The sequence below is a fragment of the Bradyrhizobium sp. AZCC 1721 genome (assembly GCF_036924715.1).
Classification (GTDB): Bacteria; Pseudomonadota; Alphaproteobacteria; order Rhizobiales; family Xanthobacteraceae; genus Bradyrhizobium.
Map to the genome: position 1 here is coordinate 1501461 of NZ_JAZHSB010000001.1, position 15467 is coordinate 1516927.

Annotated in this window: 13 protein-coding genes; 5 read left to right on the plus strand and 8 right to left on the minus strand. The window is 58.0% G+C overall.

Translation table 11 applies throughout. The features are described from left to right. The first annotated feature begins 322 nt into the window (after window positions 1-322). A complete protein-coding gene (locus V1273_RS07350; RefSeq protein ID WP_334366944.1) occupies window positions 323-616 on the plus strand; it encodes a hypothetical protein in 294 nt (97 codons plus the stop codon). Between the two features lie 29 nt (window positions 617-645). Here V1273_RS07350 and V1273_RS07355 read toward each other — a convergent pair whose 3' ends face one another. The 3 genes from V1273_RS07355 to V1273_RS07365 all read right to left on the minus strand — a co-directional run bounded on the left by V1273_RS07355 (window position 646) and on the right by V1273_RS07365 (window position 2801). Then, window positions 646-1380: an integrase core domain-containing protein gene (locus V1273_RS07355; RefSeq protein ID WP_334409172.1), complete on the minus strand. Its 735-nt coding sequence runs from the start codon at window positions 1378-1380 to the stop codon at window positions 646-648. 33 nt (window positions 1381-1413) lie between these two features. Then, window positions 1414-1587, minus strand: a complete 174-nt coding sequence (locus V1273_RS07360; RefSeq protein ID WP_334409173.1) for a hypothetical protein — start codon at window positions 1585-1587, stop codon at window positions 1414-1416. A gap of 431 nt (window positions 1588-2018) precedes the next feature. Then, window positions 2019-2801, minus strand: a complete 783-nt coding sequence (locus V1273_RS07365) for a response regulator transcription factor (protein ID WP_334366947.1) — start codon at window positions 2799-2801, stop codon at window positions 2019-2021. Between the two features lie 458 nt (window positions 2802-3259). On the opposite strand from V1273_RS07365, the gene V1273_RS07370 reads away from it, so the two are divergent. From V1273_RS07370 to galE, 4 genes are all read left to right on the plus strand, one after another. Further along, window positions 3260-3931: a response regulator transcription factor gene (locus tag V1273_RS07370; RefSeq protein WP_334366948.1), complete on the plus strand. Its 672-nt coding sequence runs from the start codon at window positions 3260-3262 to the stop codon at window positions 3929-3931. A 582-nt stretch (window positions 3932-4513) separates the two neighbouring features. Continuing rightward, complete coding sequence (locus V1273_RS07375; protein ID WP_334366949.1) at window positions 4514-4855, plus strand: hypothetical protein; 342 nt, start codon at window positions 4514-4516, stop codon at window positions 4853-4855. A gap of 464 nt (window positions 4856-5319) precedes the next feature. Then, complete coding sequence (locus V1273_RS07380) at window positions 5320-6834, plus strand: hypothetical protein (RefSeq protein WP_334366950.1); 1515 nt, start codon at window positions 5320-5322, stop codon at window positions 6832-6834. Window positions 6835-6947: 113 nt separating this feature from the next. Then, a complete protein-coding gene (galE, locus tag V1273_RS07385; protein ID WP_334366951.1) occupies window positions 6948-7928 on the plus strand; it encodes a UDP-glucose 4-epimerase GalE in 981 nt (326 codons plus the stop codon). A gap of 198 nt (window positions 7929-8126) precedes the next feature. On the opposite strand, the gene V1273_RS07390 is transcribed toward galE, so the two are convergent. The 5 genes from V1273_RS07390 to V1273_RS07410 form a co-directional block, all read right to left on the minus strand. Then, window positions 8127-9086 carry a Wzz/FepE/Etk N-terminal domain-containing protein gene (locus V1273_RS07390; RefSeq protein WP_334366952.1) on the minus strand — a complete coding sequence of 320 codons (960 nt, stop codon included), beginning with the start codon at window positions 9084-9086 and terminating at the stop codon, window positions 8127-8129. A gap of 456 nt (window positions 9087-9542) precedes the next feature. Continuing rightward, the gene (locus V1273_RS07395; RefSeq protein ID WP_334366953.1) at window positions 9543-10718 is read right to left on the minus strand and encodes a glycosyltransferase; all 1176 of its coding nucleotides are present in this window, start codon (window positions 10716-10718) and stop codon (window positions 9543-9545) included. A gap of 91 nt (window positions 10719-10809) precedes the next feature. Next, entirely contained in the window at window positions 10810-11595 is a 786-nt protein-coding gene (locus V1273_RS07400) for a polysaccharide deacetylase family protein (RefSeq protein ID WP_334409175.1), read from the minus strand. Between the two features lie 19 nt (window positions 11596-11614). Continuing rightward, window positions 11615-13057, minus strand: a complete 1443-nt coding sequence (locus V1273_RS07405; RefSeq protein WP_334409176.1) for a hypothetical protein — start codon at window positions 13055-13057, stop codon at window positions 11615-11617. After that, window positions 12999-15428: a polysaccharide biosynthesis C-terminal domain-containing protein gene (locus tag V1273_RS07410; protein WP_334366956.1), complete on the minus strand. Its 2430-nt coding sequence runs from the start codon at window positions 15426-15428 to the stop codon at window positions 12999-13001. Before V1273_RS07410 ends, V1273_RS07405 begins: the two co-directional genes overlap by 59 nt. Window positions 15429-15467: the final 39 nt, after the last annotated feature.

Here is a 15467-nt window from a genome sequence, read left to right on the forward strand (position 1 = left end):
GCTAAAGCAACAGCCGCAGGCATTGGCGGCACTGCGGCTTTAGCCGGGTCAATGGCTATTGGTGATGAAACGTCGGCCCCGCCGGCCCGGTGCCTAGCCCCCAAGGCCTCCCGCGGGGAGTAACCGCGTAGGAGGCCCGCCGACTCAACCCGGCGGGCTTCTTTGGTTTTGATGGGAGGGCAACGTCCTCGCTAACGCGGAGCAGCTGCCTACGGGCTTCGATCGCTCCGGTGCATCGATCATGGCAAACAATCTGGCGATGGTGGACCGGTGAAAATCAGGCGGCTAATTTTAGCTTTTTAAGCACATTGGGAGCCGCGTCATGTTGCAGGGTTTCCTTTGGTTATTTGATGATGCCATTGCGTACATTCTACTTGCCAGCACATTCGTGCTCGCAGCCCTCCAGTACCGACAACTCAGGCTCATGCAACACCGAACAGACGCGCTTGCATCCGAGGTCTACGAGCTAAAGATGCTGGTGAGGACCATGTCGTATGTTCCCGAGGCGGCCAACATGAAGCTTGCCGAGACAGAGCCGGCACTACCAACTGGCGCCGCGCCGCTGTCGCTCGCTTCAGTTTCCGCCGCGACAAAGCCGGGGTTTCCGGCCGTTTAATCGCGGCGACGGGGACGGCCGCTACCCACCTAGCAGCAGGAGGGTCGAGCAATGGCTGAAATCGTTCCTTTCCCCGTAATTCGCCGGCGGGCATACGATTGCAGAATTCGGCGCAGATGCGCCTCGCCCAAGACAATGACGTGGTCCACACATTCTCGCCGGATTGATCCAATGATTCGTTCGGCATAGCCGTTCTGCCATGGCGAGGCCGATGCGGTCGGTTTGTCCCGGATGCCCATGGCCCGCAGTCGACGTGTGACGACGGTGCCATAGATCCGATCCCGGTCGCGGATCAGGTAGCGCGGAGTCTCGTCCCAGGGAAAAGCCTCGGTTAGCTGGCGTGCAATCCATTCAGCTGTCGGGTTTGTTGTGACGTTGATCCAGACGAGCGCTCTGCGATCGAGCCGGAGGATGACGAAGCCATAGAGCAGCTCGAAACCGATCGTTGGAACGACGAAGAGGTCCATGGCGGCGATGTCCGGCATGTGGTTGCGCAAGAAGGTTCGCCATTCCTGGCTTGGCGGCCCGCGTCGCTTGACCATGTACTTGGCAACGCTCGACTGAGCGACGCTAAAGCCGAGCTTGAGCAGTTCGCCGTGGATGCGTGGCGCGCCCCAAAGCGGATTGTCGACGCTCATCCGCCGGATCAATCCGCGCAGCTCCATGTCGATCTGCGGTCGCCCTCCCTGTGGGCGCGACTTCCAACGCCAGTAGCCGCGAAAGCCGGCCCTGTGCCAACGCACGAGCGTCTCGGGCCGGATCATCGTGAGGACCTGCAGGATTGAGGGAAACCACCGCTACAGCTGGATCAAGAACCAGCCATCCTGGTTCGTCAGCCTGGCGCGACCATGCAGCCTGCGCCGCAAGACAATCAACTGATGTCGAAGCGCCGCGTTCTCCGCTTCCAGCCGCAACTTCGACTTGAAGGGCGAGGCCAGGACGGCTAGCACGAAACACAGCAGCCCGATCATTCCACCAGCTTAGGCGTTTCTATCACGTCATCAACTCGGATGGGGTTTTCGGTACACACAACCTTTGCAGAAGCGATTTCCGGGATCCCGCCGGCAACGGCAGCCCCAGTCAGTGCGCCCGCTGTCAAGGGACGAGCACGGATGATGCGAGGGTCGTCCTCCGGGCTCAACAACCCAAGAGAGCCGCGAGGGCTTCCGCTCTGCGAGAGCCGCTCAGTCGTTCCTAACGGGAACGTCCTAGATCGCTTTGGTGAGTGTCCTGATCAGACGAGTAGCCGGCGTCACGGCTCTCATGCATACTGTGGTCGCCTCCGTGCCCCTCCAAAGTGTAGGTGCTGTTTCTCCAGCAAGTTGGCGCCTTACCGTGATTTGTTTCGATTTCTTTCGTGGTTCACCGCGTTAGCGGTGTCGATGCCCCGACCCGCTCGATTTCAGTGATCAGCCTGGCGGGCTTGAGAAGTCATCGGCTCCCATCGGCGATCGAGGGCAGGTGAGTTGTTGCTTGTCGATTGTGTCAGAAACGCGTTATTCATACCCCAGATTGCCGCTTGTGTCCGGTTCTGGACCCGGATCTTGCGAAGGATCGCTTTGACGTGGACCTTAACGGTGGCCTCTGTAATATCCATTTTTCGCGCGATGCATTTGTTGGAGTGGCCTTCGACCAGGCAGCGAAGGATCGATTTCTCGCGCTGGGAAAGGTGCGGCTCGATCCTATCCGCTGCTGCGAGGAGCATCGCCTGATCGTTGCGTTCGTCGCTCGATGCCGTCCCGCTCAAGTGTTCCCCCTCGGGATCGAGGACGAAAGACAGAAATGCGGGCGGAAAGATTTTTTCACCCATCATCACCAGTTCAAGGGATTTGATGAAAACATCGCACGTCATCACATCGACGAAATAGCCGTTAGCACCTGCCCGAAATGCTGAAGCCACCTCGCCTACCCCATATTGATCGGCCACGATCGCAATTCGCCCGCTCGGGTACTGATTTTTGAAAAGTTCGATTTGTTCAACGGCGGAGTCAAAGTTATCTCCTGTATGGACAATGAGAAACAACAGCTGGTGTGGTGGGAGTTTGGTTGCGGGCAAATCATCGGCGCATAATGCCGAGGCTATGATACGGAAATTGACGGAGCGCAGGATACTAGCAAGTCCTTCTCTGAATAATATGCTTTTTCCAACAAGAATGGCTGCAAAAGATTGGCGGCGGCTCCGCATGGCAATCCTCCCCCACCCTTTTTTTCAAAAAATAAAGCGTACATCTGGGGGTCTCGAGCTGGACCCTCTCATTCATTTTTTTGTCACCGGGCGAGGTGTCTCTCCCAGTTGGAAATCCTGGTGTCGAACGTCTGTGACCGTTGCAGGTTGTGTCAGTTAGATTTCAAGAGCTCCCAGCTTCAGGTTTAGTGAACCTTTTATGAATACTAGAGGTGAATTCCCGATATCAATATATATCTTTGGTTATAGGCGGGAGGAGCAGGTGGTGATGGATGTTGTGGTTGTCGCAAGCGACAGCCAAGCAGCCTCGGGTCTCTCGTGACAAAATACTATGCGCTGTGATGTGCATTGCGCCGCGGCAAATTCAATGCTGCGCATGTTTCAAAAAAGGACGGCTCCAGGAAACATGCGCGGATGCCCGGCGTTAAATGGCTCAAAGGCAAGGCTAAGGAGCAGCCATGCAGTGCACGCGTGTGGTGCTCGCCGATCGCCATCCAGTGGTCATTCAAGGTTTGATGAGCGTACTCCGCGGGCAAAGTGGCTTTGAAGTTGTTGCGTGTTGCAGTGATGGAAAAAGCTGCTTGGAAGCGATTCGCAATTTGGTTCCGGACATCGCCCTTCTCGACATCTCAATGCCTGACTTGACTGGGCTGGAGATCCTCACCATCGCTAACTCAGAGGGGCTTTCCACGCGGGTGATCTTTTTCACCGCATCTGTCGACGACCGCAAATTCGTTTTGTCAGCCGCGGCCGGCGCCTACGGCGTCATTCTGAAGGATGTGGCGCCTGAAATTCTCGTGCAGTCCTTGCGGCAGGTCGCGGCTGGCCGAAGGCTGTTGCCGCTTCCCTCCTGTAGTCAGGCTGCTTCTGAAGAACAAAGAAATATCGCGATTACGGAAAACGCGCTGGCTATGCTGACAGAACGCGAACGCCAGATTATGCGGTTGGTGTCCGAAGGATTGTCGAACAAGGAAATCGGGCGCCGCCTGAACATTGCCGACGGCACTATCAAAGTTCATCTCCATCACATTTTTCAGAAGCTTGAAATCAGCAATCGGACAGTGCTCGCGGCGCTCGCCATATCGCGAAGCGACAATACTCCCCCTTTGAAATCAGGTACTCCCCCTTGAGATCAGGTCCCCTAGCTTCGCGGCGATTAAGACGCTTTCGCAGACGGCTCAATCCCACCCCGCGGGCGTGAGCAGCGCTGGCAAGATTGCGCTCAACATCATGATGATGGCCTCGACCAACTTCGCGGAAGTTTCGAAGCCCTTTGCGAAACGGCGCGGTGCCTTCGCGATTGTGCCGCAGAAGCAGTGGCAACCCTGGGGGAAATCTGCAATGAGCGTGTCGACCTGGAAGGGCACGACATGCTGCGCATGGTGTCACGACCGGATCCCGATCAGCTGCGCTAAGGCCGGCATTTCAACTGAGGCCGAGATGCGGCGCGGTTTCTGAGATCACTCCAAAGTGGGACTCGTCGGTTCAAGTGTTTTCCCTAACGGTGAGAGGAGGGGACGCCTAAGGGAGGGCTGGTCTACGGAAGAGGTTTGAACAATGCGGGTTTGCGGAGCGGTTCGGGTCGGCTTGTTCACTGCATTCATTGCAGCGGCCTCGCTCGGCGAACAGGTCCGGGGATGCCTCGCGTTCTTTGTGTAGCGGCAGAAAGGAGAGGAAGTGGCAGGACGGTACTGGGAGGCGTCGACCTGCCGTTGAATACCGCGGACTTCCCATCGTTTTTTGCTCTAGGCGCAGCCAACCAATCCGAACGTCATCGCTTTACGAATTCATTCACGACACCAGTCAATTTGATCAAGCGAGCCGTGGAATTCGTGCTGACGGCCAATAGCGCGCAATTTGCGGCTTACGTTCTGGTCCTTGAGCACGTCCAGAGCATTACCTTGACGTTGCAAAAGGGCTCCGAGAATCTGTCGCCTGCAAACGTGTTAATTGGCACGAGGTCTTGGGCATATTCGCAAGAGGCGCTCGATATTTTTGCAGAACTTGATGCGCGAGTGAGCGGGTCGGGTCATCTACTTAATTGCAGCGACTGATCCTGCTACTCCCTTTTGATTACCTCTACTGCGAGATCGACAAACGACCGGTGAAGGCTGTGTCATAAGAAATCACTATGCCCTAGGACCAAACTTGAGTTATCGCGATTGTCTTTCAGACTGATGGGCTTGCAGGCTCTGGCTGGCTATTGAGGTGGCTCCAAGGACGGAAACCCAGTTTCCTGGTGGACCAACACACCGGTGACATGACCACAGCCCATTCGGGGCGTTTCATCTCAAAGGAGGGCGCGTCGATTGCTTTTTTGCCAACCCATTGGCTGCCGAGGTCCAAATTGCCTAGGTTCAGAACATTCGAGGGCTCACGCCGAACAAGCAGAGGCGTTGCACGCGCATCTTTTGCTTTAGCAGTGTGTGTTCTGTGGGCTTTTATTGAAGCTGCGGCGGACAAGGGGCTATGCGGTGAAAGCGATACCCGCGCCCTCTCGTTCGTTGCACCAACCGAAATGGAACCCAAGATCGCGCGGTCTAACGCCTTGCGGGACAAATCCTTAGTGGTCCCGCGGGTCGTTGAAACGACGCTCGTCGGGCACAAGCAGAATCTCAAATCGGGCCGTGAGAAAAGCGATGTTCTCGCAGATCGGCTCAAACCCATTCAACAGTTAGATGCAGCGCAGGGCGAAGCCGCGCAAGCGCCGCAATGCGCCCCGGCTTGCGAGCAAAGGCACGCGCTTGAACATGGACAGAAGTGCGACAGTGCTGAAGTCCTTGCACGTGCACTTACCTCGTCACTCCGAGAAGAGCTCGATGCGATGCGATCCGCGACTGAAGCGGCAAGGATCAAGCAAAAGCAGGCGCTTGATCACGAGCGCGGCAGGGCAGACGCGCTTGAGCGTGAACTTGCCTCCCTCTGGGCAGAACTCGATGCCGCGCGGATCGCAGGCTTTGAAGACCTGAAAGCCACCGAGGCGGAGAGAAAGCAGAGGAAGGCGCTCGAACAGGAGCGCGGCAGGGCAGACGCGCTTGAGGGTGAGCTTGTCTCGGTCCGGGCAGAACTCGATGCCGCGCGGATCGCAGGCTTTGAAGACCTGCAAGCCACCGAGGCGGAGAGAAAGCAGAGGCAGGCGCTCGAACAGGAGCGCGGCAGGGCAGACGCGCTTGAGGGTGAGCTTGTCTCGGTCCGGGCAGAACTCGATGCCGCGCGGATCGCAGGCTCGGACGCCGTGCGAGCCACCGAGGCGGAGAGAAAGCAGAGGCAGGCGTTCGAACAGGAGCGCGGCAGGGCAGACGCGCTTGAGGGTGAGCTTGCCTCGGTCCGGGCAGAACTCGATGCCGCGCGGATTATAGGCCAGGAAGTTACGCCAGCCGCCGCGGCAGAGGTCGAGCAAAAGCAGACGATGAAACGGGAGCGAGACGGAGCAGAGGCACTTGCGCGCGAACTTACCTCTGTCAGGAGCGAACTCGAAGCCGCAAACCGGCAGATCGCCGCCTTGAACGCTCTGCATGCCCTGCAATCACGCGAGCCGGCCGTTAATAGCTCGCCCGAGCGGATGGGCGAGCCCCCTTCGAGCACGACTGAGGAAAAGAGGCGCTCAGCGGAGCAGATCTCTGCGGCGGCCGCCGCTTCGACCCCAGGACGGTCGCCCGCTGAGCCAAAGTCGACCGCTCGCGAAGCCGCATCGGATTTTGATCCGGAAGTGGCCAGGGAGACAGAGCGATCTACGCCGGCGGACGCCGCTTCCTCTCGCTTCCACGTGGACGAACAGAGGCTGCTTGCTCGGGCAGACACACTGCTCCGGCAAGCTGACATTAGCGGCGCTCGCCTGTTACTCGAACATGCTCTTGAGCGCGGCAGCCCGCGAGCCGCCTTTATGCTGGCCGAGACTTATGACGCGCGCGTGCTGCAATCGTGGGGCGCAGGCGGAATCTCGGGGGATCCTACGAAGGCGCGCGAACTATATGAACGAGCTCGGGCAGGCGGCATTGAGGATGCGAAGACGCGGATCGAAACTTTGAAATAGGCATCGGCTTGTCGCCGACCGCCTCACGGTAGTCAGTTGGAGATGGCGATGCGCATTGCGCTCAGAGTTTTCTACGTTGGCGCTCGCTTGTGACTCGTCGAAAGGAGTGCCGAATGACGATAATGATCACGGGGGGTGCCGGGTTCATTGGCGGTCATGCAGTTCTCGCTTTTCTCGATCGGGGTGAAATTCCGATTGTGCTGGATGATCTGTCGACTGGTAACACAACGGCAGTTCCGCCAGGCGTCCCTTTCTTTGCCGGCGACGTCGGAGATACGGAGCTTGTACTGCGTCTCGTACAAAACCATAAGATTGAGGCTATTCTACATTTCGCCGCCAAAATAGTCGTTCCGGATTCAGTCGCCGATCCGCTCAACTATTATCTCAACAATACGGTCAAAACACATGCTCTGCTACAAGCTGCGGTGAGGGGAAACGTAAAGCACTTTGTTTTCTCTTCAACGGCTGCAGTCTATGGCAACCCAGGTTTTGCGCCCGTAAAGGAGACAGCTGATCCAGCGCCGCTTTCGCCTTATGGAAGGTCAAAGCTAATGTCGGAGTATATGCTGGCTGATGTAGGCGCAGCACATGATCTGCGGTATGTGATCCTGCGTTACTTTAACGTGACCGGAGCCGATCCGGCCGGACGACTTGGTCAATCGACACGAGGTGCGACGCACCTAATCAAAGTGGCACTGGAGACAGCGCTTCACCGGCGGCCTTACTTGAGTATTTATGGCAGCGATTACCCGACACCCGACGGGACATGCGTGCGAGATTACGTGCATGTTTCCGATTTGGCTCGTGCGCACCTTGCGGCGCTCGATTGTCTTCGGGAAGGTGGTGTGTCCCGAACGCTCAATTGCGGCTATGGACGCGGGTATTCGGTCAGAGAGGTTGTTGACACAGTAAGGAGGGTCGCGGAAATTGATTTCGAAACTCGCCAAGCGCCCCGTCGGGCGGGAGATCCCGCCTCAATTGTGGCAAACAGCGAGCAACTCATGAAACTGGGATGGAAGCCAGAATTAAATGATTTGCCAACAATGATTGAGCATGCCCACAACTGGGAAAAAAGGTTGACCGCGGTTACATAGTGGCGGGTTAACCGTCCGTCTGGTGGAAATGTCTAGATTAATTTACCGGTTGAAATTGCTGCAGACCGCTCTTTTGCAAAACTCGGCGCGCGGCGGTGTCGTCTGCGCGGTAATCTAGCCAGTTTACTGGGTGCGTCTGGGATCGCATCCCTCAGCCAAACTACTGATCCGAAATTCTTTCCTGCGAAATTGCGACGGCTACACGCGGACATTCTGGCCAGCGCAGCCTCCCACGATGGCGACTTTGTCCCGGGTCTGTTTGCGCGGCGTGAGCCACAGAGCCAGGCATATCCCGACACCGAGCGCCGCGCCCGCGGTAAGCCCAAGTATCAAAGTGATAGAAGGCCCGGAAGGGATAAAGGTACTCTCGGCCGCAACAAATGACTGTCCTGTGACGAGACTGGCGGCATCGTCGTCAGGTGCATTACGCAAGGCGATCAGGCGATTCTGCAGAGTTTCCAGCCTCGTGCGCGCGAGAGCGTAGCTCGGGTGACGTACGCCGTATATCGAGGAAAGCTGGTTTAGTTCGCGCTCAGCGGCGGCCTGGGAATCAGATAATTGCTGCAACATCCGAGCGCGGAGGTATTCCAAGGCAACTGTGTTGGCGAGGGTGGTGGCCTGCTCCGGATCGCTTGCGGTAACCGCCACCGATATCAAATAGGAGCGCGGCGGGTTGGTCACCGTGACCATCCGCATCAGCCGGTTCGCTGCAAGATCGCGGGGCGTCGGCGTCGCCGCCTTCATACCGAGCGCTGCTCGCGTGCCTAAGAGCACGCGCCACATGGTCGACTCGCGTGCGAAGTCAGGATCCCTGTCAAGGCCAAGCCGAGCCACTGCGGCGCTGGCCGTCGTCGGCGAGCGGATGGCGCGTGCTACGCTGTCTACAAGTGCGACAGCATCCACGGTCGCGATCGACTGGGTTTTGACGCCGGTGGCTGGCTCATCACGAATGAAGTTGAGCTGGATCATGGCTTGGCTCGAATAGCGTGGTCCGATTAGCACGAGCGCGATTGATGCGGCCGAAAGTGCCAGCAAAAGGATTCCTATAATCAGTGGTTTTTGATGCCAGAGAATTCCTAGCGTTTTGCGTGCGACTTCCTCGTAATAGGCTTGCGCAAGGATACCCTCATTTTTCTTAATCTTTAGCTGCGCTGTCATTCTAGGCGTTCCAGGCTCCAAGGTTGCGGACCTTGCGGTTGGTTGGGGCAGCTCCTGACTGCGCTGATCGCAAGCCTCGTAGCGGCAACAGGGTGAACGTCTCGTAGCAGCAACAGAGTGAACGCCGGATCAGGCACGATGGAAAGGATTGCAGTCGGGGTAATCCGCAAGAGTTATGCCGGATGCCGTAGCGCCCAGTGCCCCTGCGCCCCACGCGCCTTGATTCCAGCTAACCTAGGTTGCTAACGCAAGAAATTCTTGAAGACAGCGGGGTCGAATAGAACGCGGAACAAATTTGTGGCCCGGCTCTCGTCCGCGGCTTTCAGAAGTCCAGAAACAGGGTCGACGGCAAATCCCCGTGATTCGCTGCATCTGTGTTGATTACCATCGTGGGCATGCGTGAGTCCTTGCCGGTTGGCCGGAGACGCTTGGTAGATAGCGCGTCAATTTCGAAGTTCATATCTCGCGAGCATTGCTGAGCGCCTTCTCATAGATAGTCATAAGCGTTTTGTGGTTGGAATCGGCAGTGTAATCCTGCTCGAACTTCTGGCGAGCAGCCTGCCGCATCCGAGCGAGCTCCAGTGAACTTCCTAGGATTCGCCGCACCGTCGCGGCGAGATCGACGGGGTCTCCCGGCTGGAAGTGCAGCCCGGTGAGGCCATCGTCGACGATCGCGGCCATCGCCCCCAACCTGGAGACAACCAACGGCGTGCCTTTGGCAAAGGCTTCGATGACGACTCGAGGAAAATTCTCGTAGCACTGGGATGGGAGCACCAAAAACGTCGCTTCTCCAACCAACTTATAGACGGCCTCAAGTGACTGATTTCGCATCCATTGGATAGACGTGTCCTTCGCCGCGGCCTCCTGCACTGCCGCTGCCAAAGGACCGTCGCCCACGAGCTTCAGCGGCAGCTCACCGCCGAGATGCCGCCAGGCCTGGAGGAGCGCCGTCACTCCCTTCTCCGCTGACAATCGCCCGACGAACACGGCATAATGACCTGTCCCTGCACCGGGGCCTGGATCGGGGTAGGCGAAGTTGGATTTGATCGCGATCTTATCTGCGGGCAAACCCCCTTCAACGAGTTTGCGCCGACCGAATTCGGTGAGAGCGATATACACGTCCACTGCCTTCCACCAAGTGCCCAGCACTCGGTGCGTCGCAAGCATCGTGGCGACAGTGGTGCTGGCGGCTCGGCTGCCCCGGTAACAGTTATGCACGATGCCCGGCCAAGGGACCAATCTCCCGAGACACTTTTCGCAGACGTCTCCGTTACGAAACAGAAGCGCATTAGCGCAAAGAAGACGAAAGTTATGCACGGTCTGGACCACACGAACGTTTTCTGCCCGTGCGGCATAGTAGGCGGCCGGTGAGATCAGGGGAAACGTGTTGTGGAAGTGTGCGATCTGCGGCCGATGCGTTCGAAACAGTTCTCGCAGCTCGCGGAACGCCGTGCGGCTCCAGATCGTGCGCGACGCGAGTTGTAGGCGACCCATCGCATCGATCGATTTGTTGTGCAGCCAGTACTTCGTCACCTCGTGCCCGTGCGCCCTGAGCATGGCGACCTCGGCCGTCACGCACTGATCTTCACCGCCGGGCTGCTTGTAGAAGTTATGCGCTACCAGAATTTTCATTGGAGAATATTCCCAACAGGGACAACGTCGATCGTTCGCAAGCTCCGTCCGCGAGATGCGCCATTTCTTCCGAAGTCTCACCTCATGTTTTTCACAGGTCCATTTCTTCCCGCCGCGCTACTTCGTCAGTTGACGCGCTCGACAACAATGCGCGTTGGCAGATCTGTCCATTGGTAAGCGAGGGGGCTTGGATTGCGAACTCACTCATGCAACGCAAAACCTCATCCAGGCGTCGCCACTGGTCGGTTTCCTGCAGCTCCCATGAATGTCCCCACAGGTGCAGCATGCCGCCACATCTGAGGGATTCGTACAGCAAGGATCGCGTCAACTCAGGCCAATCGATCGAACGACCATGAGTTATCAGCCGTAAGAGGTTCGTGAGGGCCATGCGCTTGACCGCGTTCTTCGCGAACGCAAAGGAGCCGTGCGGATAGGCTTGGATCGTGGTCGGCAGCAGCATGATCCCCGCATTCTTGCGGGGCAAGTCGAGCGACAATAATTCGACATTGCGCGCACCCAAGTACCCTGCCTTACGGACCATCTCCAAGTGCCTATTTCTGTACTTTCCCTTCGGCGGACAAAACATCAGGCATCGGATGCCGGTATTGCTTTCAACCCACGATTTGGAGCCGGCAATCTCCTGCCACGCCTTTTGCTCGGTGGCCTCGGTCAGGACAGCGTGATGTAGGGTATGTGCACCAATCTCGAAGGCGAGACTGAGCTCCCGGATCTGGGCTGCCGACATCGTCTCATGCTCGGCGATCCTCGGGACGTAAAATGTGCCGCGCAAACCATACTTCGAGAGCAGCTCGGCCACGCGCAAATCCAGCGGATGGCCGTCGTCCCAACTGGTTGTGATGAAAGTCGCCGGCTTCATTCTCGATCTCCCTCAGAGGTCAGGGAGCCTCATTTCTCAGTTGTGAATGCACCACTGGGTTGTGCCCGGCATCCCTGTTCTGTTCTAGCCCAAGGCGGCGCGCAATGCGCATTGCAAGGTGCCGCAGAATGATGTCGCTTACGTCGCGGACGACGTGCTCCAGTGGCCGGGCAGCATCAACGACGTGTCCATTGTTCATTGTCTTCATCAGCGACAGGTAAGCCCCGCGCTGCCGGGCTGTCTCTTCAATTGGAACGTCCTGTTTGCGGGCCTGAATTACCCCGGGCGGTGCGTCAAGGAGCATGACCAGATCAGGTTTGGGAGTGAAACGCCAAATCAGGCGCAGCAACCAGGTCGGGCCGCCATAGTGATAGCGCTTGGGATCCACGAGAGCATCGACGAGATGGCGGTCGTGCAAGACGAGGGTAGAGCGTGCCAACGCAAAATGAATCGCCAGACGGTAGTAAACGAGGTAGTACACCAGCCAATAACACAGCGCCAGCATGACCGATATCATGCGCGATCGCGGAGCTGCAGCGTGTGGTAGAGTTGGGCCCGAGGGGCGGCGGAACAGACTGAGTAAGCCAGGCGCAAAGTAGTGGCACGTCGTTCGAGCGAAGGCACCGGCCAAATCTTGACGCACCAATTTTATGACAGACGACTTGCCGGCACCGTCTGGCCCGAGAAAGATGACACTGAGCCCCCCCTCGGGCCACAACCCTGAGCGAATTTGGTGTCCCATGCGGCGCGACCAATTCCCAATCGACCGCCGGGGCTCTCTCAACATCGCACGCATCCGCATCTCTGCACCAAGAGAACTCAGACAACGCCTCACCGGGGTCCAGTCGCCGGAACTAGCGGCGGAGACGATCAGCGCCGTGTTCCTAGCGCCCCAGAAACGAGCGGCATGCTGCTGGCAACCGGTCGGATCTTGCGCATACACGGTACTGAGCCTTCGCCCCTGCGTGTCGTTTAGCTGCGCCTTCGCAATTTTCCTAACCAGATAGCAGCCGAACTCGACAGGCGGTGCCGGAATCCAGAAACGACTGTGCCTGCGACGGCTCTCTATAACCTCCCTGCCGTTGTAGAACCTGAGCCCGCCAAGCTCATAATCAATGCTTAAGTCTAGCACGAGATAGCTTGGTGAGAGATCCGCATTCCTGCCAGCGAGCACGAAGTAGTACTCCCTGAAACACACCAGGTCGGCATCAATGCTGATTCCCCTACTTTCATGAAATAAGGCTGCTAGCTGGCCTGGATGAACGCTAGCGGAGATCATGCAGTCCACATCGGACGTGATCCGCTGGGGATAGCGTTCATACCCGTGCAGAACGCAATAGGGTATCTCGGCGCGGTCCAGCGTCTCAAATACACCAAGCAGGATCCGGCCTGGGCCGCTCTGGTCAACGCCGTCGGCTAGCGCCGACGATTTTTCCTGATGTACAATTTTCATGCTTCGCATTGGCGTTGCTCCTCAAATCCCGTTCACGAATGGGCGGCCCTGGCGGACTCAGAAATTCCGACAGCGGAGCGGTGCCCAGCCCTGCATCGGCTTGCACTCTGCCAATGGTTTTCTTTAGTCGTAAACGGCCGATTTGTCTTTGGAGCATTTGGTACAGCCCGCGCGGCGACCATGAAACACTATCCAGGGCCATCAAATGCAGCCGTACGCAGGCCCGGATCTCCTCTAACTGCGACCTTCGTGCTTCTAGCGAACCGATCGTCTCGACGAATGCTAGTACGACACCCTCGGCGAACCTTCGCTTGCGAGCGCAGGCGACGGGGCTGACGATCGTGTTCAACACAGATACTGCTGCATCATAGAGCATGTGCGCCAGATCGTGCGAGGCCGGCTCCCAACGGCTGCTGAGGTCATCGTCAAAAGAGCAAGTTCTTCGCCTGCCGGCGTCCACAAATGAGAGACTCCGTGCTCCGACGTCGCAAAGGATGTTATCGAGCGTCAGGTCTCCGTGGAGTAGACCGTTCGACCATAACCTATTCATCGCAGCGATGATCGCGTGCGGAAGCGATTGAAACACTTCGGGGGGCATATTGCCATGATCCAGCCAAGAGCCAAGCGGCTTACCCGTGACCCTGGAGGTGACCAAGGCCAGGGGAGACTCGCAAATATAGACTGGCGTCGGGATAGAGATCTTCCAGCCGTTAATGGCGCTGCCGTCCAGGGCGGTATGCAGCCGTGACAGTAGTTCAAACTGGCAACGCACCAGTTTGACATCCGGTGATAGCCACGGTTTGTACAGCTTAATTACAACGCTACAGTAGTCTTGCCAGACCGGCAGGTGGTGGTCCGAGCATTGTACGTGATAAATGCTGGCCTCGACCCCTTCGGCAAGTTTTTCAATTATCCAGTCGTTTGTTTTGCAACCCGGGGCTAGTTGCTGGAGCACCGGGAGCACTTTCGAGGGGATGGGCGTCGCGCTTATCCTTCCGGAATTTGTCCGCGTGCCGGTCCGTGGGACGAGCGACAAGAGCGCGATCCAACGTGCCGTCGATTTGACCAGGTTTCCTGCGAGGATTCCGTAAGCGGCGCCCACCGAACCCCAAGTCACCACTAGGCACCAGACGAGGCTACCGGTGACAACAGCCGCCCATAGAGCGGTCCAGAAGATCACACGAGGATGCTTCATGCTTGTCAGCGCGTCGTTTGCCGGCATGCCTATGGCCATCACCAGCATCGCTACCATCAGCACCGTGATGGTGTGGCCTTGGCCGGCATAATTGGTGTCTTCGTAGAGGAACTGCATCACGACTTCACCAACGAGCAACGCCGCCACGCAGAACAAGACCATTGCGGCGCCGAGCCACATTGCGTTCCGGATGCTCTCGCGCCGCAGTCGCTCGCCACCACCCTCATTCCAGGCCAAGGCAAGTTTCGGAGTGAGGAGATTGCCGGCCCCAAGGATCAAAGGATTTGAGAGCAACGCAATGCTCATGCACGCGGCGAAGATACCCGTCGCCGTCGTGCCAGCGAGCCATGCCAGCAACCAATAGACAAGCGAACCTTGAACCGCCGAGGTCAGGTGCACGGCAAGAAGCCATTTTCCCAGACCCCAATTCTCCTTCGTCGCGGCCCAAATCTGGTCGATGCGGACCATGAAGCTGGCGTGGACGACGTACAACCCCACGATACAGGCCACGGCGCAGGCGCCGCCGAGCGCGGCGTACGCGGAGACAGCAGACAGGTGCCCGGTCCATCCCATCCAGCCGAGTGCCGCAAGCTGGATGGCCGCCACCGCCGTATCGAGTATTAGAGCTTGGGCCATGCGAAGATGCGCGAAAGCTAACCGGCGACAGAATTCTCGCAGCATCACAAGCGGTGCGACCGCCGCCAGCGCCCAGAGCAATGTCCCGAGCTCAGGCCGCGTGCCGCGGGCGGACAGCCCCCACGCGGTGGCAGCCAGTGCGACGGCAACCAGGGCGGAAAGCAGGCCAGCCTGTCCCAGCGAGGCGCCTGCATGTTCGGCTGCCATCCCAAAGGAACGATGCTGGTGGATTGTGTAGGGAGTTGAGATCAGCGATTCCAGGATGCAGAGGCATGTTACAAGCAGGGAGAAGCCCATTGAGTAAAGTCCCAGTTCACTCGGCTGGGCGAAGCGACCGATTAAAATCGTGGTCAGAAAACTAGCAGCGCTGACCACCGCCTGGTCTGTCAGCGTTAATGCCTGGCTCCATGACAATGTGCCCTGTACCTTAGCCCACACACTTTCTTGTTGTCCCTGCGCCTTGCTCGCGTCAGCCTCGTAGGCCGCCGGGTCGGCATGGGCTAGCCTTTCACCCACGAGGACACGCAAGCAGGAGAGGGACAAAAGCATCAGGCCACGGGGTCTCTAGTGGGATCTGCTGCGGAGCCA

Excerpts from the sequence above, each read along its gene's own strand:
- galE (WP_334366951.1), top strand. The coding sequence starts at position 6,948 with ATGACGATAATGATCACGGGGGGTGCCGGGTTCATTGGCGGTCATGCA.
- V1273_RS07395 (WP_334366953.1), bottom strand. The coding sequence starts at position 10,718 with ATGAAAATTCTGGTAGCGCATAACTTCTACAAGCAGCCCGGCGGTGAA.
- V1273_RS07400 (WP_334409175.1), bottom strand. The coding sequence starts at position 11,595 with ATGAAGCCGGCGACTTTCATCACAACCAGTTGGGACGACGGCCATCCG.
- V1273_RS07390 (WP_334366952.1), bottom strand. The coding sequence starts at position 9,086 with ATGACAGCGCAGCTAAAGATTAAGAAAAATGAGGGTATCCTTGCGCAA.
- V1273_RS07365 (WP_334366947.1), bottom strand. The coding sequence starts at position 2,801 with ATGCGGAGCCGCCGCCAATCTTTTGCAGCCATTCTTGTTGGAAAAAGC.
- V1273_RS07360 (WP_334409173.1), bottom strand. The coding sequence starts at position 1,587 with ATGATCGGGCTGCTGTGTTTCGTGCTAGCCGTCCTGGCCTCGCCCTTC.
- V1273_RS07380 (WP_334366950.1), top strand. The coding sequence starts at position 5,320 with ATGGAACCCAAGATCGCGCGGTCTAACGCCTTGCGGGACAAATCCTTA.
- V1273_RS07405 (WP_334409176.1), bottom strand. The coding sequence starts at position 13,057 with ATGCGAAGCATGAAAATTGTACATCAGGAAAAATCGTCGGCGCTAGCC.
- V1273_RS07355 (WP_334409172.1), bottom strand. The coding sequence starts at position 1,380 with ATGATCCGGCCCGAGACGCTCGTGCGTTGGCACAGGGCCGGCTTTCGC.
- V1273_RS07410 (WP_334366956.1), bottom strand. The coding sequence starts at position 15,428 with ATGCTTTTGTCCCTCTCCTGCTTGCGTGTCCTCGTGGGTGAAAGGCTA.
- V1273_RS07350 (WP_334366944.1), top strand. The coding sequence starts at position 323 with ATGTTGCAGGGTTTCCTTTGGTTATTTGATGATGCCATTGCGTACATT.
- V1273_RS07370 (WP_334366948.1), top strand. The coding sequence starts at position 3,260 with ATGCAGTGCACGCGTGTGGTGCTCGCCGATCGCCATCCAGTGGTCATT.